The organism is Mycobacterium sp. (assembly GCF_019247635.1).
Taxonomy (GTDB): Bacteria; Actinomycetota; Actinomycetes; order Mycobacteriales; family Mycobacteriaceae; genus Mycobacterium.
In genome coordinates this window covers 1-19,956 of record NZ_JAFBAR010000070.1, presented here as the reverse complement: position 1 = coordinate 19,956, position 19,956 = coordinate 1, and the positions used below count along the sequence as shown (strand labels likewise).

At 67.2% G+C, this 19,956-nt stretch carries 17 protein-coding genes and 1 riboswitch; of the genes, 3 read left to right on the top strand and 14 right to left on the bottom strand.

The annotated features are described in order from the left end of the window. The first annotated feature begins 178 nt into the window (after positions 1-178). Positions 179-874: a transcriptional repressor LexA gene (lexA, locus tag JO236_RS10180; RefSeq protein WP_293328180.1), complete on the top strand. Its 696-nt coding sequence runs from the start codon at positions 179-181 to the stop codon at positions 872-874. 22 nt (positions 875-896) lie between these two features. Here the strand turns inward: lexA and JO236_RS10175 are convergent, their stop codons facing one another. From JO236_RS10175 to JO236_RS10140, 8 genes are all read right to left on the bottom strand, one after another. Further along, complete coding sequence (locus JO236_RS10175; protein WP_293328178.1) at positions 897-3,077, bottom strand: hypothetical protein; 2,181 nt, start codon at positions 3,075-3,077, stop codon at positions 897-899. A gap of 302 nt (positions 3,078-3,379) precedes the next feature. Next, positions 3,380-4,540, bottom strand: coding sequence for an acyl-CoA dehydrogenase family protein (locus JO236_RS10170; protein ID WP_293328176.1), 1,161 nt, complete (start codon positions 4,538-4,540; stop codon positions 3,380-3,382). A gap of 88 nt (positions 4,541-4,628) precedes the next feature. Beyond that, the gene (gene hflX / locus JO236_RS10165; protein ID WP_293328174.1) at positions 4,629-6,080 is read right to left on the bottom strand and encodes a GTPase HflX; all 1,452 of its coding nucleotides are present in this window, start codon (positions 6,078-6,080) and stop codon (positions 4,629-4,631) included. Positions 6,081-6,154: 74 nt separating this feature from the next. Then, complete coding sequence (gene dapF / locus JO236_RS10160; RefSeq protein ID WP_293329398.1) at positions 6,155-7,024, bottom strand: diaminopimelate epimerase; 870 nt, start codon at positions 7,022-7,024, stop codon at positions 6,155-6,157. Between the two features lie 72 nt (positions 7,025-7,096). Further along, entirely contained in the window at positions 7,097-8,026 is a 930-nt protein-coding gene (gene miaA / locus JO236_RS10155; RefSeq protein WP_293328172.1) for a tRNA (adenosine(37)-N6)-dimethylallyltransferase MiaA, read from the bottom strand. Further along, positions 8,023-8,706 (bottom strand): hypothetical protein, encoded by a 684-nt coding sequence (locus JO236_RS10150; RefSeq protein WP_293328170.1) that lies wholly within the window; start codon positions 8,704-8,706, stop codon positions 8,023-8,025. Before JO236_RS10150 ends, miaA begins: the two co-directional genes overlap by 4 nt. Before the next feature lie 9 nt (positions 8,707-8,715). Further along, complete coding sequence (locus JO236_RS10145; protein ID WP_293328168.1) at positions 8,716-9,702, bottom strand: DMT family transporter; 987 nt, start codon at positions 9,700-9,702, stop codon at positions 8,716-8,718. Between the two features lie 159 nt (positions 9,703-9,861). Beyond that, on the bottom strand, positions 9,862-10,806 hold the full coding sequence (locus JO236_RS10140) for a DMT family transporter (protein WP_293329397.1): 945 nt from the start codon (positions 10,804-10,806) through the stop codon (positions 9,862-9,864). 392 nt (positions 10,807-11,198) lie between these two features. Between JO236_RS10140 and JO236_RS10135 the strand changes: the two genes are divergently transcribed. Then, positions 11,199-12,560 (top strand): DUF349 domain-containing protein, encoded by a 1,362-nt coding sequence (locus JO236_RS10135; protein WP_293328166.1) that lies wholly within the window; start codon positions 11,199-11,201, stop codon positions 12,558-12,560. On the opposite strand, the gene JO236_RS10130 is transcribed toward JO236_RS10135, so the two are convergent. The 4 genes from JO236_RS10130 to recA form a co-directional block, all read right to left on the bottom strand. Next, positions 12,557-13,153 carry a hypothetical protein gene (locus JO236_RS10130; protein WP_416362207.1) on the bottom strand — a complete coding sequence of 199 codons (597 nt, stop codon included), beginning with the start codon at positions 13,151-13,153 and terminating at the stop codon, positions 12,557-12,559. The genes JO236_RS10135 and JO236_RS10130 overlap by 4 nt on opposite strands. Beyond that, entirely contained in the window at positions 13,144-14,649 is a 1,506-nt protein-coding gene (miaB, locus tag JO236_RS10125) for a tRNA (N6-isopentenyl adenosine(37)-C2)-methylthiotransferase MiaB (RefSeq protein ID WP_293329396.1), read from the bottom strand. The genes JO236_RS10130 and miaB overlap by 10 nt, the downstream gene beginning before the upstream one ends. Before the next feature lie 88 nt (positions 14,650-14,737). Next, positions 14,738-15,253 (bottom strand): recombination regulator RecX, encoded by a 516-nt coding sequence (recX, locus tag JO236_RS10120; RefSeq protein WP_293328162.1) that lies wholly within the window; start codon positions 15,251-15,253, stop codon positions 14,738-14,740. Next, entirely contained in the window at positions 15,219-17,351 is a 2,133-nt protein-coding gene (recA, locus tag JO236_RS10115) for an intein-containing recombinase RecA (RefSeq protein ID WP_293328160.1), read from the bottom strand. The genes recX and recA overlap by 35 nt, the downstream gene beginning before the upstream one ends. A gap of 157 nt (positions 17,352-17,508) precedes the next feature. Then, positions 17,509-17,632: riboswitch (cobalamin riboswitch) on the top strand. Between the two features lie 42 nt (positions 17,633-17,674). Here recA and JO236_RS10110 point away from each other — a divergent pair. Continuing rightward, entirely contained in the window at positions 17,675-18,349 is a 675-nt protein-coding gene (locus JO236_RS10110) for a (2Fe-2S)-binding protein (RefSeq protein WP_293328158.1), read from the top strand. Positions 18,350-18,361: 12 nt separating this feature from the next. On the opposite strand, the gene JO236_RS10105 is transcribed toward JO236_RS10110, so the two are convergent. Continuing rightward, complete coding sequence (locus JO236_RS10105; RefSeq protein ID WP_416362206.1) at positions 18,362-18,556, bottom strand: DUF3046 domain-containing protein; 195 nt, start codon at positions 18,554-18,556, stop codon at positions 18,362-18,364. A 14-nt stretch (positions 18,557-18,570) separates the two neighbouring features. Continuing rightward, positions 18,571-19,740 carry a glycosyltransferase gene (locus JO236_RS10100; RefSeq protein ID WP_293328154.1) on the bottom strand — a complete coding sequence of 390 codons (1,170 nt, stop codon included), beginning with the start codon at positions 19,738-19,740 and terminating at the stop codon, positions 18,571-18,573. Positions 19,741-19,956: the final 216 nt, after the last annotated feature.

Here is a 19,956-nt window from a genome sequence, read left to right as displayed (position 1 = left end):
GACCACACCACCGACAAGTGCTGCCGGTCGCTACCACTGCCATGGAGCGCGGATACCCGATTGACTAAAGAGTTACACCTTTGTTATTCGCCTGGTTTGGGCCGGCACCCCGGACTGCGCGACACGCCGGTCGAACACATGTTTGATTCTCGGGCGCGGTGCGGCTACATTCAGTGCCATGAGTGACAGCAACGACACTTCAGCCGCGAGTGGGACGGACGGCCCGCATGCCCTGGATCCGGCGTTAACAGAGCGCCAGCGCACCATCCTGAATGTCATCCGCGCTTCGGTCACCAGCCGCGGATACCCGCCGAGTATCCGCGAAATCGGCGACGCGGTCGGCCTGACGTCGACCTCCTCGGTGGCCCACCAGCTACGCACGCTGGAACGCAAGGGCTACCTGCGCCGGGACCCGAACCGGCCACGAGCGGTCGACGTCCGAGGCGCCGACGAGGTGGTGGCGCCCCGCACCGATGTGCCCGGCTCAGACGCGTTGCCCGAACCCACGTTTGTCCCGGTCCTGGGACGTATCGCGGCCGGTGGCCCGATCCTCGCCGAAGAAGCGGTCGAAGATGTGTTCCCACTCCCCCGTGAATTGGTCGGCGAGGGAACGCTGTTCCTGCTCAAGGTCGTCGGCGACTCGATGGTCGAGGCGGCCATCTGCGACGGCGACTGGGTGGTGGTGCGCCAACAAAACGTCGCCGACAACGGGGACATCGTCGCGGCGATGATCGACGGCGAGGCCACCGTCAAGACGTTCAAACGTGCCGGCGGTCAGGTGTGGCTGATGCCCCACAACCCGGCGTTCGACCCCATCCCGGGCAACGACGCAACGGTGCTTGGCAAGGTCGTCACGGTGATCCGCAAGATTTAGGCCGGCTGCCCCTGGCCGAGTTCTAGTCGGCCTTGATGAACCCGTTGGCTTGGGCGACTTCCTCGCTGGCGAACCAGATCTCAGCGATCGTGTCGTGGTAGAGCGGGGTGTCCGGGGCGTAGAACAACCCCGAGCGGGCGCTGGCTTTGATCGGATATCCGTCGGGCGCCTGGTAGGGGTCCTCCAGCGGCAGGTGCAACGTGGGGCGTGCGGCCGGGTTCGGCCGCGTTGGGATCGGCGCGGACCTGGCCTCCTGGATCTGCCGGGCATCCTCCCAGGCGCCTTCCCAGGCGTCTTCGGAACTTTCCACCGCAGCGTGGCGCCCGGTAATCGCATCGGCGACGGGCGCAGGCACATCCGCAAAGTCCGGAGCCTCAGCTTGGGGGAATTCGACGTCGGGAATGTCCGTTTCCGGGCCAGCGACCTCCGGCACGACGATCTCCGGCGCCACGACCTCGGGTAGGTAGCTGTCGGGACCATCCGGCGGCTCCGGAGTCTCCGCCTCGCCTGCGTACCCCGCTATCGCGTTCGACGCGATAGGCGTGGTGTCCACCGCGTCGGGATCCTGGTCGTCGAACCCCAGATCCTCGAAACCCTCGTCGACATCGCCGTCGTACTCCTCACCCGCGTGGACAGTGTCGGCCACCCCGGTCGCCGCCCCGGCTCCGCGCGGCCAGCTGACCCGGTGCCCAGCGTCCATGTGTTCCGCCGCGTGCGGGTTGCCGAGCGCCAAGTGCTCGAACTCTCGATCGTCGTCGTTGTGGCTCCAGTGCCCGTCGACCGCGGCGTCGTAGCCGGCGAGGTCGTCGTCGAGGTCACGGTCCGGCAGGTATGTCAGCCCCTCCCGATCAGCACGGCGACGCCGACGCCACCCGAACGCCACCACCATCAGCAGAACCGCCAGCACTAGTAACGGCACGGCGGCCAACAGGTACCACCAGTGCCACGCGAACTTCTTCGGATGCGCCGGCATCGTCGAGGTGCTGGGCTGGTTCTGGCCCGGGACCTGCAGACCCGACAACAGCGGTGCCAGGTTTGCCGGCTCGGTGCTGAAGACGTTCTTCGCCCGGTCCCACGTGATCTTGCCGCCAGTGAACCGCTGTGAGACCACGTCGCCGTCGATCGTCTGGTCGGCGACGGGGGCGCCAAGTTTGCCGGAGGGCCCGCGGAGCTTGTCCCACGCGGCCTTCATCGCTCCGCGGACGACGAACGCGCCGTGGTCCGACGTCCAGAAAATCACCGGCTTGTCGGCGCCGGAGAACGTGCTGATCCGACTGGCGTTGCCAAACCCGCCGTCAGTCTCGTTGGACGTGGGAAAGCCCAGGTCGCTGCTGACCGGTCCGCCGAGCGCCTCGTACTTGGTCAAGATGTCGCTCTCGACGGCGTTGGCCCCGGTGGCCGGGCTGAAGAACACTTTGCCGCCGACGAAGTTCTGGGCAACCCCGTCGCCGCCGATGGGGTACTCGCCACCCTGTTTACCGCCCAGCGGACCGGTGGCGCCGCCCGCGCCCCGCCAGGCCATATTGATCGCCGCGGTGGGATCGATCACCACCTGCAAGCCGGTCAGTTGATCGGCTAGTCCGGGCGGGACGGTGGTGAATTGTTTGGTTTGCCGGTTCCAGGACACCTGGCCGCCGCTGAACTTCTGCGAGGTGACTTCGCCGTCGTAGCTTTCATCCGCGACCGGGACACCCAACACGCCACCCGAGCTGCCCAGCCTGTCCCAGGCGGTGTTGATCGCGCCGCGCACCACATATGCGCCGTGTTCGGGCGTCCAGTAGATCACCGGCTTGTCGCTGGCGGAGAAGGTACTCACCCGGCTGTCGGGTCCGGCGAGCCCGGGAATTTCGTTGATGGTGGGAAACCCCAGGTCGCTACCGCCCGGGCCACCCAACGACTCGTACTTGTCCAGGATGGGGCCGTAGATCGATTTGGCGCCGGTGTCAGGGGTGTAGAACATCTTGCCGTTGGCAAAGTCCAGGGCGAACCCGTCGCCGACGGCATAGACGTCGCCCTTTCGGGCGCCGAGCGTGGAGGTGTCGCCTCCCGCCTTCTCCCAGGCGGCCATGATGGCGGCCTCGGCGTCGCCTATCGGAGATGCCGCCGCTACGGGTGCCAGCAACAGCGTGGCCGCCACTGTGGTCGCCAAACTGACCAGTGCACGACCGACCAGTTTGCCCACTTGACCTCTCTGCCCGCTCACCAAGCCTCCCAGCCCACGGATATGCCCCGATTTGAGGCCATGCCCGCACCCTGCCGCGCCCGCCGAATACCTGGTGCTACTTCTACCAGTCGGGCCGCTCCCCCAGTGCGGTCCGTATTATCGCCGGGCTCGCATTACTTTGCTCCAGCGAACGGCAAATGCGAAGTCGAATGACGAAGATTACGGAAACGGATACACAGCTGATGTCGAAATGATGCGGGGTCGCGCCCGTATCGCAAGCGGCTAGCCGCTGCATGAAGCCGGCTCGCGGAGCTGTTATACCGGCCCAAGCCCAGGGCAGCCTAGACGCCCAGGCCGCGGCCGATGATCTCCTTCATGATCTCGGTGGTGCCGCCGTAGATCGTCTGCACCCGGGCATCGAGATAGGCACGGGCCACCGGATATTCGCGCATGTAGCCGTAGCCGCCGTGCAGCTGCAGGCAACGGTCGATCAGGTGCACCTGCTTCTCGGTGGAATACCACTTGGCCATGGCGGCCTGTTCGGCCGTCAGCTTTCCCTCCAGATGCAACGCGACGAACTGGTCGACCATTATGCGCACCACGGTGGCCTCAGTGGCGAGTTCGGCCAGCACGAACCGGCTGTTCTGGAAACTGCCGATCGGCTTGCCAAATGCCTTGCGCTCCTTGGTGTATTGCAGCGTCTGGTCCAGCACGGCCTCCATGGCCGCGGCGGCCATGATCGCGATTTCGATCCGTTCCTGCGGCAGGTTCCGCATCAGGTAGACGAATCCCATCCCCTCTTCGCCGAGCAGGTTTTCGGCCGGCACCTGCACATCGGTGAACGACAGCTCGGCGGTGTCCTGCGCGTCCAGCCCGATCTTTTCCAAGTGGCGGCCGCGTTCGAAACCCTCCATACCCCGCTCGACAACGAGCAGCGAAAAGCCCTGCGCGCCTTTGTCCGGATCCGTCTGGGCGACAACGATCACCAGGTCCGAGTTGATCCCGTTGGTGATGAACGTCTTTGACCCGTTGAGCACGTAGTGATCGCCATGCCTGACCGCGCGGGTCTTGATGCCCTGCAAGTCGCTGCCGGTTCCCGGCTCGGTCATCGCAATCGCGGTGATCAGTTCCCCGGTACAGAATTTGGGCAACCAGCGTTGCTTCTGCTCCTCGGTGCTCAGCGACAGCAAGTAGGGCGCCACGACGTCGTTGTGCAAGCCGAAACCGATCCCGCTGTAGCGTCCGGCGGTGGTTTCCTCGGTGATGATGGTGTTGTAGCGGAAGTCGGCATTGCCCCCGCCGCCGTATTCCTCGGGCACCGCCATCCCGAGAAAGCCCTGTTTTCCGGCCTCCAGCCATACCCCGCGGTCGACGAGCTTCGCCTTTTCCCATTCGTCGTGGTACGGCGCGACATGGCGGTCCAGGAAACCCCGGTAGGACTCGCGGAACAATTCATGCTCGGGCTCGAAAAGCGTGCGCTGATACTTGATGGCACTGCCCATGGCGTACGACCTCCGGCGATCTGGCAACAGAAAACTCTGTAGCCAAGATATACCAACCGGGCGGTTGGTCGGCAGGTGGCTCACGAGCCTAGTGGGCGGCGAACCCTCGCAGGCTGGCGGCCAATGCCACCGGCACGCGGGCCTTGATCCGGGTGCCCTCGGCCGTGTGCTCGGCATGTTGCACCCGTCCGTCGGCGTGCACCCGCGAGACCAGGTCGCCGCGCTCGTACGGGATCACGACGTCCACCGCGGTATCGGTGGGCGCCGAAAGCTCGGCCATCCGCCTCCGCAACGCGTCGATCCCGTCGCCGCTGCGCGCCGAGACGAATACCGCGCCGGGCAGTGCGTGCCGCAACTTGGCCAGTGCCAGATCGCCCGCCACGTCCGTCTTGTTGACTACCAACAACTCTGGGGTCCGGTCGGCGCCCTCACCGGCCGTGTAGTCGTCGAACACCTCGGAGATCACCTGGCGCACGGCATCGATCTGGGCCAGCGGATTGACGTCGGAACCGTCGACTACGTGCACCAACAGGTCGGCGTCGACGACCTCCTCCAACGTGGAGCGGAACGCCTCGACCAGCTGGGTGGGCAGGTGGCGGACGAAGCCGACGGTGTCGGTTAGCACGTACGGTCGGCTGTCCTCGAACTCCGCGCGGCGGGTGGTCGGTTCCAGGGTGGCGAACAGTGCGTCCTGCACCAGCACCCCCGCCCCCGTCAGCGCATTGAGCAGGCTGGATTTGCCGGCGTTGGTGTAGCCGACGATCGCGACCGACGGCATATCGCTGGCCAGCCTGCGGCTGCGCTGGGTGTCACGGGCCCGCTTCATGTCTTTGATCTCGCGGCGCAGTTTGGCCATCCGCTCGCGGATGCGACGCCGATCGGTCTCGATCTTGGTCTCACCGGGCCCACGCAGACCCACGCCTCCGCCGCTACCGCCGGCACGGCCACCGGCCTGCCGCGACATCGATTCACCCCAGCCGCGCAGCCGCGGCAGCATGTATTGCATCTGCGCCAGCGTCACCTGCGCCTTGCCCTCCCTGCTGGTGGCGTGCTGGGCGAAGATGTCGAGGATCAGCGCGGTGCGGTCGACGACCTTGACCTGCACGGCCTTCTCCAGCGCCGTCAGCTGGGCCGGGGACAGCTCACCGTCGCAGATGACGGTGTCCGCGCCGGTCGCCACCACCACTTGGCGCAGCTCGGCCGCCTTGCCCGACCCGATGTAGGTCGAGGGGTCGGGGCGATCGCGGCGTTGGATGAGTCCCTCGAGTACCTGCGAGCCCGCGGTTTCGGCCAGGGCGGCCAGTTCGGCCATGCTGGCCTGGTTGTCGGCCGCGCTGCCCTCAGTCCACACGCCCACCAGCACCACCCGTTCCAGCCGCAGCTGGCGGTACTCGACCTCGGAGATGTCGGCAAGCTCGGTGGACAACCCGACGACCCGGCGCAGCGCCGAGCGGTCTTCGAGGGCCAGTTCGCCGAGGCTGGGTTCATAAGAGCCCGATTTCGACGAATCTGCCACCTCATTATTGGGCGGATCTGTCATCTCTGGCGAATCTGGATATGTCATAGGCAATTTCCGATGGTGGCACGTCCAGCTTGACGACGCACCCGAATATGTCAGGCCAGCGTGTTCCACCACGGGTCGGCAATTTCACCGCGGGCAACCAGGACCGACGGGCCGCGTAGAAAGCTGGTGGCATCGGTGACGGTCACTGTGACGTCGCCACCCGGCACGCGCACCGTGAGGCTGCCGGTTTCGGCGCCGGTGTGCGCCAACGCGGCGACCGCGGCCGCCACCGTTCCCGTGCCACACGAGCGGGTCTCCCCCACCCCGCGTTCGTGCACCCGCATGCGGACGACGCCTCCGTCGGGTGGCGTGAGGATCTCGACGTTCACACCCTCCGGAAACTGCGCGGGATCGAAGCTCACCGGCGCCGAGACATCCAGGGCCGCAAGCACCTCGGGGGTCAGCTGTGGGTCGACGCAGGCCAGGTGCGGGTTGCCGACGTCGACCGCGAGCCCGGCAAAGCGCCTGCCGCCGACAATCGCATCGCCACTGCCGAGCCGATTGGCCTTGCCCATGTCGACGGTGACATCGGCGTGAGTCTGGTCCACGTGATGCAGGACGACCGGTCGGGGGCCGGCCAGTGATCCGACGACGAACACATCGCGCTGCTCCAAGCCGCTGGCGCGCAGGTAGTGCGCGAACACCCGGACGCCGTTGCCGCACATCTGCGCGATCGACCCGTCGGCATTGCGGTAGTCCATGTACCAGTCGGCGGCGTCGACGCCATCGGGGACGCGCTCGAGCACGCCCGCGGTCACGGCGGCACCGGCGGTGGTCACCCGCAACACCCCGTCGGCGCCCAGACCGCGACGCCGGTCGCACACAGCGGCCACCCGGGCCGGGCTCAGCGTCAGCCGGGCATCAGTGTCGGGCAGCAGCACGAAGTCGTTTTCGGTGCCATGGCCCTTGGCGAAGATCACCTGCGCCACACCTCCGATCCCGGCCTGAAACTACCCGAGCCGGCACCATCGTCGCCGGCGCGGATCACCAGATCAGGTTACGTGCCGCCAGGCCTTGATCGCGTCGTCCACGACATGGTCCCGCGCGGCGTCCAACCACTGCACCCGGTGGTCGCGGCGGAACCAGGATCGCTGCCGTCGCACATAGCGACGGGTGCCCACGAACGTCTGCTCGTGGGCATCTCGCAATCGGTCCGCGCCCCCACCGGCGTCCAGCGCCGCGATCACCTGGGCATAGCCTAGCGCGCGGGCCGCGGTGACCCCGTCGCGCAGGCCGTCGTCGAGCAGGGCGCGCACCTCGTCGACCAGGCCGGCGTCGAACATCGACGCGGTGCGGCGGGCCAGTCTTTGATCGAGAAGCGTTGTCTCGCAGTCTAATCCGACGATAACGGTATCCCACCGCGCGGTGCCGATGCGCGGCGCGGACGCCGCGAACGGCAGGCCGGTCAGTTCGACCACCTCGAGCGCCCGAACCGTGCGCCGGGCGTCGGTGGGCAGGATGGCCGCGGCCGCGGCCGGGTCGCGACGGGCGAGCTCGGCGTGCAACTGGCCCACCCCGACTTCGGCCAGGCGTTGTTCCCATCGCGCGCGCACGGTCGGATCGGTCGCCGGGAAGGACCAGTCGTCGAGCAGGGACTGGATATAGAGCATCGAACCGCCCACCACGATCGGCACCGCTCCGCGGGCCGCGATCGCTTCGATGTCGGCCGCGGCGGTCTGCTGATAGCGGGCGACGGTGGCCGTTTCGGTGACATGTAGGACGTCGATCTGGTGGTGGGGGATGTCGCGGCGCTGTTCGACGGGCAACTTGGCGGTCCCGATGTCCATGCCGCGATAAAGCTGCATCGCGTCGGCATTGACTATTTCGGCTGCAAGCGACACGGTCCTGAGCCGCTCGGCGACGTCGAGCGCCAGCTGGGACTTGCCGGTGCCCGTCGGCCCGATGATCGCCAGCGGTCTCACAGTTGCCAGACGCCGGCGAAGTACCCGACACCGTACGGTGCGCCACGGTAGAGCTCTTTGGCCCAACGCGGGCCGGGTTCGGTCAGGCCGGCCATGACCTGAAATGCCACCCGGCCAACGATCAGAGGGGACAGCCCACGCAATCCGGACACGTCGCCGCAGGCCAGGGCCTCGTCGAGGGCCTGTTGCGCATCGGCGGCACCCGGGTCGAACGCGCCGGGGGCCTTCGGCGTCAGGGTGTTCGCGCCGTCGGCAACGATCAGCACACCGACAGGCTCCGACGCCGCCTCGATCTCGGCGCGCAGCCGCCTGCCTTGGGCCAGCGCGACCTCGACGACGTGATCGCGGCGCAGGACACGAACATGTGCGCTGGCCTCGGGCCGGGCCTGGCCCCGCACCCAGGCGGCCATCAGCGCGCACAGGGGCAATTCGGCCGAGCTGTCGGCCTGGGGTGACAGCCGAACCGGCACGTCGACACCGAAGCCGGCGAAAGTGCCGGCGGCATTCTGCTTTACCGTCTGGTCCGCATCACCTGTTCCGACGGCGATCCAGCGCGACGGTAGCAGCGCGGCGGCCGCGATCGTCGCCGCCCGCAGGTCGGCCACCTCAGCGGCCGCGGCCCCCGCAAGTTCGGGAACGAGCACCGGCGCGGATGGCACGATCGCGATGGCGCTCAACACGCCATCAAACTAGCGTCTGGGACTTCTGGCCAGGCCGGCTGGCCCGCTCGTCGAGTCCTGTCGGCGCGACCGCCGCCGGCGCGGGGCCGCCAGTGCTTGGGCATCGATGATAGGAATGCGGCCGCTCTCGATCGCCTCTTCGGTCACGTTCTCGGCCTCGCCGCGCGCCAGGGCAAAGGTCGCGACGATCACCACCACCACCCCCGCTGCCACCACGAAGAGCCCCGGTCTGGTGGTGTCAAACGTCTCGCCGAGCACGACGATGCCGAGCACGGAACCGATCAGCGGCTTGGCGACGACCGACGTCGGCAAGGAGGCGTTCAGCGAACCCGCGCGATAGGACGACTGCTGGAAGATCATTCCGGCCAGCGCGGCGGCTATCCAGAAGTAGAACTCCGGGGCGAGCAGCAATGGGACGACGCCGCCGCGGACCACTTCGACAACCGCTTTGGTCAGCACCGCGAACAGCGCCAGCGAAGAACCGGCGACCACGGCCAGCAGCACCGCAGCCACCGAGCCCGTCCAGTACCGCGCACCCAGCACACAGAACACCAGCAGGGGCCCCATAATCAGGCCCACCACGAGCCAGGTTTCCAGTGAGCCCCGTGACGCGCCGCTATCCGGGTCACCCACGGCGACGACCACCGCCAGCGCGGCGGCCAGCAAGACCGCCCAGGCCCACTCTCGCCGCGTCACCCGGACCTTGGTGAGGTAGGTGTAAATCGGCAGCGCGAACAGCAGCGCGGTCACCTGCAACGCCGTCACCAGCATCACCGACCCGAGCGCCAGGGCCGCGGCCTGCAGAACGTAGTTGGCAATCGCTCCTCCGGCACCCAGCCACCACTTGGCGTCGCGCAGCGACAACCGGAACAGCTCGAGGTGGCCCACTTCTCGGTCGGTGATCTCTTGGGCAGATCGCTGGCGCACGACATTGCCAATGGCGGAGGCGAAGGCGGCGAGCAGGGCAAGGACGACCGCGACGTCGACTTTCGTCATCAGCGACCTTCCCTCCCCCACATCGGCCCCGGGAGCCATTATTCAGTACGAGCTATCCGCCACCCGTTTTGCTGATATTTCCGCCGCGTTTATGCGTGCGCGGCAAGACATTCTCCACACCTACCGGCCCCGCGCGGCCTTGCGATGGCTTTGCGACAACTATGCCTCCCCGAATGCCCCCGACGCGACCAGAGCACGAGAGTTCAAGCCCGGCGTGGGCGCGTGGGTGCCGGTCGCCGCGTCTGCGGCCGTCATCGTCGCGATCTCGCCGCGTGCCAGCGCAGTCGTGGCGACAACCACGACCACCACCGAAACGATCAGCGTGATCAGCTCTGGGCCGCCGGCGCCGAGCGTCTCACCCAGCACCGTGACACCCAGCAACGAAGCCACGAATGGCTCGGCGACCGTCATTGTGGGCAGCGATGCGCTCAGCGAGCTGGCCCGAAACGAGGACTGCTGGAACACCGTCCCAAGCGCCGCGACCAGCAACCAGGCGTACAGCTCCGGCGTGCGCAGTAGCGTCGCCGGTCCGTCGTCAACGACGTCGACGATGGCCTTGGTCAGCACCGCGAACAGCGCCCACGCCGTCGCGGACACGACGGCCAGTAGGACCGCGGCGACCGTGCCCGACCAGATCCGCGCGCCCAGCACACAGAGCACCATGGCAGGGCCGACCGCCACGGCTACCACGGCCCAGCTCTGTAGCGACGCCCGCGAGTAGCCCGCCGCCGGTTCACCGACGATGACGAAAACTGCCACGGCGGCGGCCAGCAATATCGCCCATCCCCACTCCCGGCGGCTCCATCCGTGCTTGGTCAGCCACGCATAAACGGGCAGCGCGAACAGCAATGCCGTCACCTGAAGCGCCTGTACCAGCACCACCGACCCCAGGCCCAGCGCCACCGCCTGCAGCGCCGCGCTGGCCACGGCCGCCATACCGCCGACCCACCAGCGGGCGTCGCGCAGCGACATGCGAAGCAGCTCGAGGTGGCCAACCTCGTCATCGGTGATCTCCTGAGCGGAGCGCTGACGGACCACGTCTCCGACACCCGATATCAGGGCGGCGATAAGCGCGAGCAACGCCGCGATATCCACCTTGGCGATGATGACCTCCCTGACCTGCCCCACCGTCTAAGGCCGCGAATACACCGACGTTCGGCGCAACGGTACCGGCCTGCGCATACGGCCGTAGGGCCCGAAAGAGGGTGCAACCGATTTGTTATCGCCCTAACCGCGACCCTGTTACTACGACTCCGCGAGCCGACGACCCGGTTCCCGTCCGCCGGGAAAACACTGGTAATCGGCGATCTAGGCAACGCTCGCAGAATTAGTTCAGCTGACCGGGCGCCAAGCTGCTTCAATACTGTTGGTACCGGCTGGGAGGGCCGGCGCCAGCCGCAAGGCCGCAGACGCCCTCCCGACCGTACGGGTGCCGCTACGCGCGGCAGATGCGCGGGACGTCCCGCGCGGAATTGCAAAGGGTAGGTGACGAGCTCATGACGGCCGACGAGACCCGCACCAATGATTCAGCCAGCTCGGCTCCGGCGCCCGTCCCAGGGCCCGTCCCCGCCCCGCGGCCCGGGCCACGTCCGGGTCCACGGCCGACGCCGGGACCCGCCGTCCACCCGGGGTTGGCCGGGCCGCCGCGCAGCGATCCGCACAAGTTCGGGCGCGTGGACGACGACGGCACCGTGTGGCTGATCAGCTCCGCCGGTGAGCGCGTCGTCGGCTCATGGCAGGCCGGCGACACCGAGGCCGCGTTTGCCCATTTCGGCCGCCGCTTCGACGACCTGAGCACCGAGATCACGCTGATGGAGGAGCGGCTAGCGTCGGGATCCGGCGACGCGCGCAAGATCAAGGCCAACGCCGCGGCGCTCGCCGAAACGTTGGCCAGCGCGTCGGTGCTGGGCGACATCGACGCACTGGCCAATCGGTTGACGACGCTGCGCGAGCACGCCGAAGCTACCGTCGCCGCGGAGCGATCCCGGCGCGACGAGCATCGAGCCGCCCAGACCGCCCGCAAAGAGGCGCTGGCGGCAGAGGCCGAGGACCTGGCCACCAACTCGACGCAATGGAAAGTGGCCGGGGACCGGATGCGCGCCATCCTCGAGGAGTGGAAGACGATCGGCGGCCTGGACCGCAAGGTTGACGACGCGTTGTGGAAGCGGTATTCGGCCGCCCGTGAAGCCTTCAATCGGCGGCGCGGATCCCACTTCGCGGAACTGGATCGTGAGCGGTCGGATGTCCGACAGTCGAAGGAACGGTTGTGCGAGCGGGCCGAAGAGCTGTCCGACTCGACGGACTGGACCGCCACCAGCGCCGAGTTCCGAAAGCTGTTCACGGAGTGGAAGGCGGCCGGGCGAGCCAGCAGGGAAGTCGACGATGCCTTGTGGCGCCGCTTCAAGGCCGCCCAGGACTCGTTCTTCACAGCCCGTAATGCCGCGACGGCGGAAAAAGACGCAGAATTTCGCGCTAACGCCGCTGCCAAAGAGGCGCTGCTGGCCGAGGCGGAACGGCTTGATACCAGCAACCAGGACGCCGCGAGGGCAGCGCTGCGCACCATCGTTGAAAAGTGGGATGCGATCGGCAAGGTTCCCCGGGAACGGTCCGCCGAGCTGGAGCGACGGCTGCGGGCGGTCGAGAAGAAGGTGCGCGACGCCGGCGAATCGGACTGGGCTGACCCACAGGCGCAGGCCCGGGCCGAGCAGTTCCGCACCCGGGCCGAGCAGTTCGAGCAACAGGCCGCCAAGGCGGCCGCGGCCGGCAAGACCAAAGAGGCCGAAGAGGCAAGAGCCAACGCCGAACAGTGGCGCCAGTGGGCCGAGGCCGCCGCGGACGCGCTGACCCGCAGGTCCTAATCCGAAGTTGTGTCCCCGTCGGAGTCGGCGGGCTCGCCCAGGTCGTCCAGCAGTGTCCTGGACTGATGCTGGGCAACTACGCGACGGCGCTGCTCCTCGGCCGCGAGCTGCACGATGGTGCGTGACCACACCACGCGCGCCCAGTGAAATGTCAACAGGATCACGGTGATCCACGCGATAACAAGGCCGACGCCGGGGCCGGGGTGGCCGGCGGCGACGGTCTGGCGCGACCACACGGCCAGCATTCCAGCCCCACACGCTAGCGAGGATCCCGCCAACGCCACCCATGCCAACGCCCAGCGCCGGGTCAACAGCGCCAACATCGAGAAACCGACACCAAACACCAGCGCCAGCCAGGCGAACACCCGCGACGGCAGGGCAACAGCGGCCGCCCCGGCGCCATGCGTGCCGAACAGCACATCCCATCCCCGCACAGTGCCGGTATGCGGCAGGATAAACGATCCCAGCAGCACAAAAACCAGGATCGCGACCACGAAACCCCTTACGCCAGGATCGATCTCGCGCGCGACGCGGCGCTCAGCCGCCTCTATTTCGGCGCGCAGGGCATCGAAATCCTGGCTCATCACGCACATCCGTTTGCCGTGTTGACGGTCTGTCTGATCCCGGGCATGCCCAGACCGACACCGCGTGGGCGCTGAACAGCATCACCGGCACGCGTGCGGCGGTGGGTCACGACGCCCCCGTCCGCGATGAGATGGTGTGGGGCCGCCTCGGTGATCACCGTGGTGATGACGTCGCCGGGCCTGATCTGATGGTCGGTCGCTTGCTCAACGGAAAAGTGCACCAGCCGGCCGTCGCGGGCCCGCCCGGTCATGCGCGAGGTTCGCGAGTCTTTGCGCCCCTCGCCGGTGGCGACCAGCAATTCGACGCTCTGCCCGATCAAGGCCACGTTGCCGGCCAGCGAGATCTGCTCCTGCAGCTCGACGAGTCGGCTATAACGTTCTTGCACAACGTCTTTGGGCAACTGCCCGTCGAGTTCGGCAGCCGGCGTTCCGGGCCGCTTGGAGTACTGGAAGGTGAACGCGGCCGCGAACCGGGCCCGCCGCACCACGTCGAGGGTCGCCGCGAAGTCCTGTTCGGTCTCACCCGGAAATCCCACGATCAGGTCGGTGGTGATGGCGGCGTGCGGCATGGCTGACCGAACGCGTTCGATGATGCCGAGGTAGCGCTCCGCGCGGTAGGAGCGCCGCATCGCGCGCAGTACGCGGTCCGATCCGGACTGCAGCGGCATATGCAGGGCGGGACAGACATTCGGCGTCTGCGCCATCGCCTCGATCACGTCGTCGGTGAACTCGGCGGGATGCGGCGAGGTGAACCGCACCCGCTCCAGCCCGTCGATACGACCGCACGCCCGTAGCAATTCGGCGAAGGCGCCGCGGTGTCGTGGCAGCGACGGGTCGGCAAAGGAGACGCCGTAGGCGTTGACGTTTTGCCCCAGCAGGGTGACTTCGAGCACGCCGTCGTCCACGAGCGACCGCACCTCGGCGAGGATGTCGGCCGGCGGGCGGTCGACTTCTCTGCCCCGCAGCGACGGGACAATGCAGAATGTGCAGCTGTTGTTGCACCCTACGGAGATGGAAACCCAAGCGGCATAAGCTGATTCGCGGGCGCTCGGCAGCGACGACGGGAACTGCTGCAGCGCCTCGGCGATTTCCACTTGAGCGGCCTTGTTGTGCCGGGCCCGGTCGAGCAGCGTCGGCAGCGACCCGATGTTGTGCGTGCCGAAGACGACGTCGACCCATGGCGCCTTGCGCAGCACGGTGTCCCGGTCCTTCTGGGCCAGGCAGCCGCCGACCGCGATCTGCATGTCCGGGTTGGCGCGTTTGCGCGGGACCAGGTGGCTGAGGTTGCCGTACAGCTTGTTGTCGGCGTTCTCCCGCACGGCGCAGGTGTTGAACACCACCACGTCGGCGTCGTGGCCATCGGCCGCCCGCCGATAGCCGGCCGCCTCCAGCAGGCCCGCCAGTCGCTCGGAGTCGTGGACGTTCATCTGACAGCCGTACGTGCGGACCTGATAGGTGCGCGCCGCGGCAGCCGCAGCCGCGCCTACGGCGTCGCGGGCCACCATCGAAGTCACGGGGCCATGGTACGGCGGTTGGTCCTGCCGAGGACCCGGGCCAGGCTGAGTCGCCGTCAGCAATGGCGCTGACCAGGCCTTACGTGCGGCGGCGGTCCAGCTCGAGATCCAACTGCTCGCTCACCACGTCGTAGGCCACGCTCGGGTCGTAACCCCGGCGCGCCAGCATCGCCACTAGCCGACGGGCGACTCGGGCCGGATCGCCGTCAAGGTTCTCGCGTCTGAGCCTGGTCTTTACCAACTGCTCGGCCCGCGCCCGCTCGGCGCCAGCGTCCATGCCGGCCAATACCTTCGTGATGACGTCGTTGTCGACACCCTTGGTGTGCAGCTCGGCGGCCAAGGCACGCCTGCCTTTCCCGGCGCTGGATCGGCGCGCTTCGACCCACTGTTCGGCGAACGCGTCGTCGTCAACCAATCCGACGCCGGCGAGCCGATCGAGTACCCGGTTGCTGACGTCGTCGGGGTAGCCCCGCTTTGCCAGCTGCCCGGACAGCTCGGCCCTCGTCCGAGCCTTCGCGGTGAGCAGGCGCAGGCACAACGCCCGTGCCTGCTCCTCGCGTTTAGAAATCGACGGGGGCGGGCAGGACGTCGTCATCGGTCAAAACCGCGCCAATGCCAAGCTTTTCCTTGATCTTCTTCTCGATCTCGTTGGCCACGTCGGCGTTCTCCAGCAGGAAGTTGCGGGCGTTCTCCTTGCCCTGGCCGAGCTGCTCGCCCTCGTAGGTGAACCAGGCGCCGGACTTGCGGATGAAGCCCTGATCCACGCCCATGTCGATCAGCGAGCCTTCCTTGCTGATGCCCCTGCCGTAGAGGATGTCGAACTCAGCCTGTTTGAAGGGGGAGGCCACTTTGTTCTTGACGACCTTGACCCGGGTGCGGTTGCCGACCGCATTGGTGCCGTCCTTGAGTGTCTCGATCCGGCGCACGTCCATGCGAACCGACGCGTAGAACTTCAAAGCCTTTCCGCCCGTGGTCGTTTCGGGCGAATTGTGCACCATCACCCCGTCGACGAAATAGTTGTGATTGCCCTCGACCTCGATGTCGTACCGATTCATGGAGCGAGTGTGCGGCTTGACATGCACATCCAGCACACGGGCCGGCACCAACCGCTGCGTCGGCGCAACGAACTCGGGCGTCACCGCGCATTGACCGCGGAACCGGGGCAGCAACTTGTACTCCATGGATGGCGCCATGTAGGGCGCCACGAGCGCCTGGAACTTGGCCGATGCCGTCGTCGAGAACACCAGCACCGCCTTGCCGGCCGAACCAGCGGAGCGCAAGCGTACATCCAATCCGTGGTTGTCGCGCAGGTAGTCGCGCAACCGGACCCGCGTCCCTTCGCTCATGGTCTCGACACAGATCGAGATTTGGCCGCCACCTCCGGCAGTGCGCTGCTGTAACCCCTTGGAGCGCAGGCTGAATGAGCCACCATCCATGTACCAGATGGCCAGGGCCAGCGGGGTTAGCACCTTGAGGTACTCCTCGGAGAAGAACTTCTTGCCATCCCCCAGGTACACCGCACGCCGCAACTCGGCGAGCTCCGCCAGCGGGGTGAAGTCGACAAAGCTGGCGCCCTTGGAGTTTTCCCGCACGGAGTGCCGGATGTTACCCATCAGCGCGGTCTTCCATTGCAGGTAATCAAGCTGCTTGGCGCCGTGGCCCAATCGGAATCGGACGCCGTTGCGATCGCGCAGATGGGGCGACAGATTCCCGTCGCCCATCAGCGAGCCCATCACCACCTGGAATTGCTGATCGCTGAGCAGATGCGGTTCGCTGGCCAGCACCCGGTCTCCGGTATGGAGGTCACCGGCCTCAGTCCAGCCGCCGGGGGTACGGATCAGGTGATTGGGCGTGGCTGCGAACTGCGATTTGCCGTTGCCGCCGGACTTTTCGACGGTGAACTGCAGGAACTGCTCGGCGGGGCCATTGTTGAACCAGTTCACCACCTTGCGGGGCACAATCTGGTCGGCCACCGGGTCGTAGGAAAGAACCTCCACGTCCATCTTGTCGTTGACGATCTTGCCGATCTTCTCGCTGCTGCCGTCGGCAAGGGATACCCGGGTAGCGTAATTCATGCATCCGAACATCACTCCGATTTTTTCGCGGAGCTGGTTGATGAAGATCGCCGTGGTACCCGAGTTATTCAGCGCCCCAGTCATTTTCCGTAGCGCCTGGCTCATCAGCCGGGCCTGCAGGCCGACGTGGCTGTCCCCCATCTCGCCTTCGAGTTCCGCGCGCGGCACCAACGCGGCCACCGAGTCGATGACCAGGATGTCCAGCGCGCCGGAGCGGATCAGCATGTCGGCGATCTCAAGTGCCTGCTCGCCGGTATCGGGCTGGCTGACCAACAGCGAGTCGGTGTCGACACCCAGCTTCTTGGCGTACTCGGGGTCCAAGGCGTGCTCGGCGTCGATGAATGCGGCGACGCCGCCGGCGGCCTGGGCGTTGGCCACCGCGTGCAGCGCGACGGTGGTCTTACCGGAGGATTCCGGGCCGTAGATCTCCACGACCCGGCCGCGCGGCAGGCCGCCGATGCCCAGGGCCACGTCCAGCGCGATGGACCCGGTGGGAATGGCCGAGATCGGTTGACGCGTCTCATCACCGAGACGCATCACCGAGCCCTTCCCGTAACTCTTCTCGATCTGGGCCATCGCCAGTTCGAGAGCCTTCTCGCGATCGGGGGCTTGCGCCATGGTGCCTCTCCTGTTAGTCGGTGTTCGATTGACCGGTGTCGGTCGGTTGGCCCAGACATTAGGCGTCGGGTCCGACAAGTCGGTTCCTTCGATGATCACCACAGTAGCCGAACACCTGTTCGACTCAAGGCAGACACGCCGCGTGTGGCAATATCGGCTACGAAAGAGCGTCGACGGGCACTTCAGCAGCAGAGGAAACCGGTGCGATTCCGGTGCGGTCCCGCCACTGTGATCGGGCATGTCCCGAGAGCCAGATACTCACCGTCGGCGCTTCCTCAACTCACACTGGGGCGGATCTCCCCGGGGAGGGTGGTCGTGCAACCATGGACATCTCCACCGAGCTGGCCGAAATCTCTTCGTATAAAGGGTTTTTCGCCCTGACCATAGGCGGCGACGCGACCGGCTGGCATCCGGTGACGCAGTCCTACGCCGATGGATTCACCGATTTGATCGAGGCCACCATCCAGCGCTACCACACGACGGACTTGAGGATCGGCGCCTCGCTGGTCCATCTGGGCCACGCCACCCGGCTGTGGTCCCCTGTACTCGCGTGCGCACTGGCCTACGGCGTCATCCCAGATCTGGAAGACCTGCAGCGCGCCGACGACGGGGCACAGCTGCGAATGCCCGAACCCGTCGGCAGGGCCATCTCACTTTCGGCGGACTTGTTGTACCGCATCGTCGTGCAACAACACATGGAACCGCTCGCGACAGGCCTGCGGGTCAATCTCGCACCCTCACTACTGGCGGGCAACATCGCGTCCGCGCTCGTCGGAGCATCCCGGGCATTGCTTTCGGCACGACCCGACCTGCGCGGCCCCATCTTCGACGTCACCAATTCCCTGCTGGATACCGGCGTGTTGACCGGATCCGGCGTCGTCACCGGTTCACATCTGGGCTTCAGACGGCACAGCTGCTGCCTCTTCTACCGCGTCCCCGGCCGATCCGTGTGCGGCGACTGCGTATTTCACCGAAGTCCCCGCGCTCCCCGACGCTGACGCCCCGAAGGATCACCACTGATCGCGAGGCACGTCGAAGTCGACGCACAGCGCGCGCCAGACGTCGCGGGGTTCGACACCCTCCTCGATCGCCTGGGCCGCGGTACGGCCGTCGAGCCCGGTAAGCACATGGTCGACCAGCACCGATGCGCCGTAGGCCGCACCGAATCGCAGGACCACCCGGTCGTTAAATTCCGTCAACCGCACGCCAGCCAACATACCTAGCCTTGCGTCCCTGCAAACGCTTCGTGGCACACCCGTACCGGATCAGCGACCTCCGCGATACTGGACGCGGCCCGCTGGGCGGCGTCGCGGTATCCCGGCACCGAAAGAACTTCATTAGCCGCGCCCACCAGCGCGTCCGCGGTCAACGGGCGGATCAGCTTCCCACTGCCCTGACGCACCACCCGATTGGCCATCTCCCACTGATCCCCACCCCCGGGTACCACGACCAGCGGGACACCGGCCAGCAGCGTCTTGGCCACCATGCCGTGACCGCCGCCGCAGATCACCAGGTCGGCATGCGTCAACAGCTCGGACTGTCGTCCCAGCCCCACCACTGCCCAGGGCGGAACCGCCAGGTCGTCTCCACTCAGACGCGACACCACCAACCGCGAGCCCGAGGGCAGCGTGTCTCCCGGTAGCAGGCATTCCAGCGCGAGCTCGGCTAATCCGACGGTTCCGGTCAACGCGGTCGAGGGCGCGACCACCACCACCGGGCCCGAACCCGGCGGGACGTCCAGCACCCGATCCGTGGGCTCGAAATGCAGGGGGCCCACCACAACGGCCTCGGCCGGCCAGTCCGGGCGCGACACTTCCAGCGCAGGCAGCGTGGCGATGAGCCGCCGCATCGGGCCGGGGTCGCGGCTGGGCAACCCGATCTGGATCCGGGCCTCGGCGCGCTGCCGCAGACCCGCACGCCACGACCGGGCAGTCAGCGCGCGCATCATGGCGTCACGCAGCCGGCCCCGAATACCGGTGCCCGGCGCCAGGCCGCTGCCTATCGGCGGCAGCCCTTTCGACGGCAGGTACAGCGGGTGCGGGTTGAGTTCGATCCACGGGATACCCAGCAGCTCGGCGGCCATGCCGCCGCCCGCGGTGATGACGTCGGAGACCACCAGATCGGGCGCAAGATCGCGCAGCGTCGGCACGTTGAGGGTGGCCATCCGCGCGGCGCGCCGGTGGATCCTGGCGCCGGCATCCAGGTCCTCGTCGATCGCCGCGAGCCCGTCCAACTCGACCGCGTCAACACCAGCGGCCCGGGCGGCTTCCAGCCATTCCGGCCCGGTGAACAGGGTGGGCGCATCCCCGGCTGCCACAAAGCGTTGACAGAGCGCGATCGCGGGAAACGAGTGGCCGGGATCCGGCCCGGCGACCACAGCGACGCGCACCCGCCACAGCCTGCCACAGCCGACTGATCCGACTGCCCGCCTCCTCACCCCGCAACACGGGCTGCATCGTCACCGGGTCGTCACCGGGCCCGATCTAATGGCCCGCCTCCTCACCCCGCTACACGGGCTGCATCGTCACCGGGCCCGATCTAATGGCCCGCCTCCTCCTCACCCCGCTACACGGGCTGCATCGTCACCGGGCCCGATCTAATGGCC

Bases quoted from the DNA above. Each gene is read 5' to 3' on its own strand.
- miaB (WP_293329396.1), bottom strand. From the start codon at position 14,649: ATGGTGGCCCGCGACGCCGTAGGCGCGGCTGCGGCTGCCGCGGCGCGC.
- JO236_RS10130 (WP_416362207.1), bottom strand. From the start codon at position 13,153: ATGTGCGTGATGAGCCAGGATTTCGATGCCCTGCGCGCCGAAATAGAG.
- JO236_RS10110 (WP_293328158.1), top strand. From the start codon at position 17,675: ATGGACATCTCCACCGAGCTGGCCGAAATCTCTTCGTATAAAGGGTTT.
- recX (WP_293328162.1), bottom strand. From the start codon at position 15,253: ATGACGACGTCCTGCCCGCCCCCGTCGATTTCTAAACGCGAGGAGCAG.
- JO236_RS10135 (WP_293328166.1), top strand. From the start codon at position 11,199: ATGACGGCCGACGAGACCCGCACCAATGATTCAGCCAGCTCGGCTCCG.
- recA (WP_293328160.1), bottom strand. From the start codon at position 17,351: ATGGCGCAAGCCCCCGATCGCGAGAAGGCTCTCGAACTGGCGATGGCC.
- JO236_RS10170 (WP_293328176.1), bottom strand. From the start codon at position 4,540: ATGGGCAGTGCCATCAAGTATCAGCGCACGCTTTTCGAGCCCGAGCAT.
- lexA (WP_293328180.1), top strand. From the start codon at position 179: ATGAGTGACAGCAACGACACTTCAGCCGCGAGTGGGACGGACGGCCCG.
- hflX (WP_293328174.1), bottom strand. From the start codon at position 6,080: ATGACAGATCCGCCCAATAATGAGGTGGCAGATTCGTCGAAATCGGGC.
- JO236_RS10145 (WP_293328168.1), bottom strand. From the start codon at position 9,702: ATGACGAAAGTCGACGTCGCGGTCGTCCTTGCCCTGCTCGCCGCCTTC.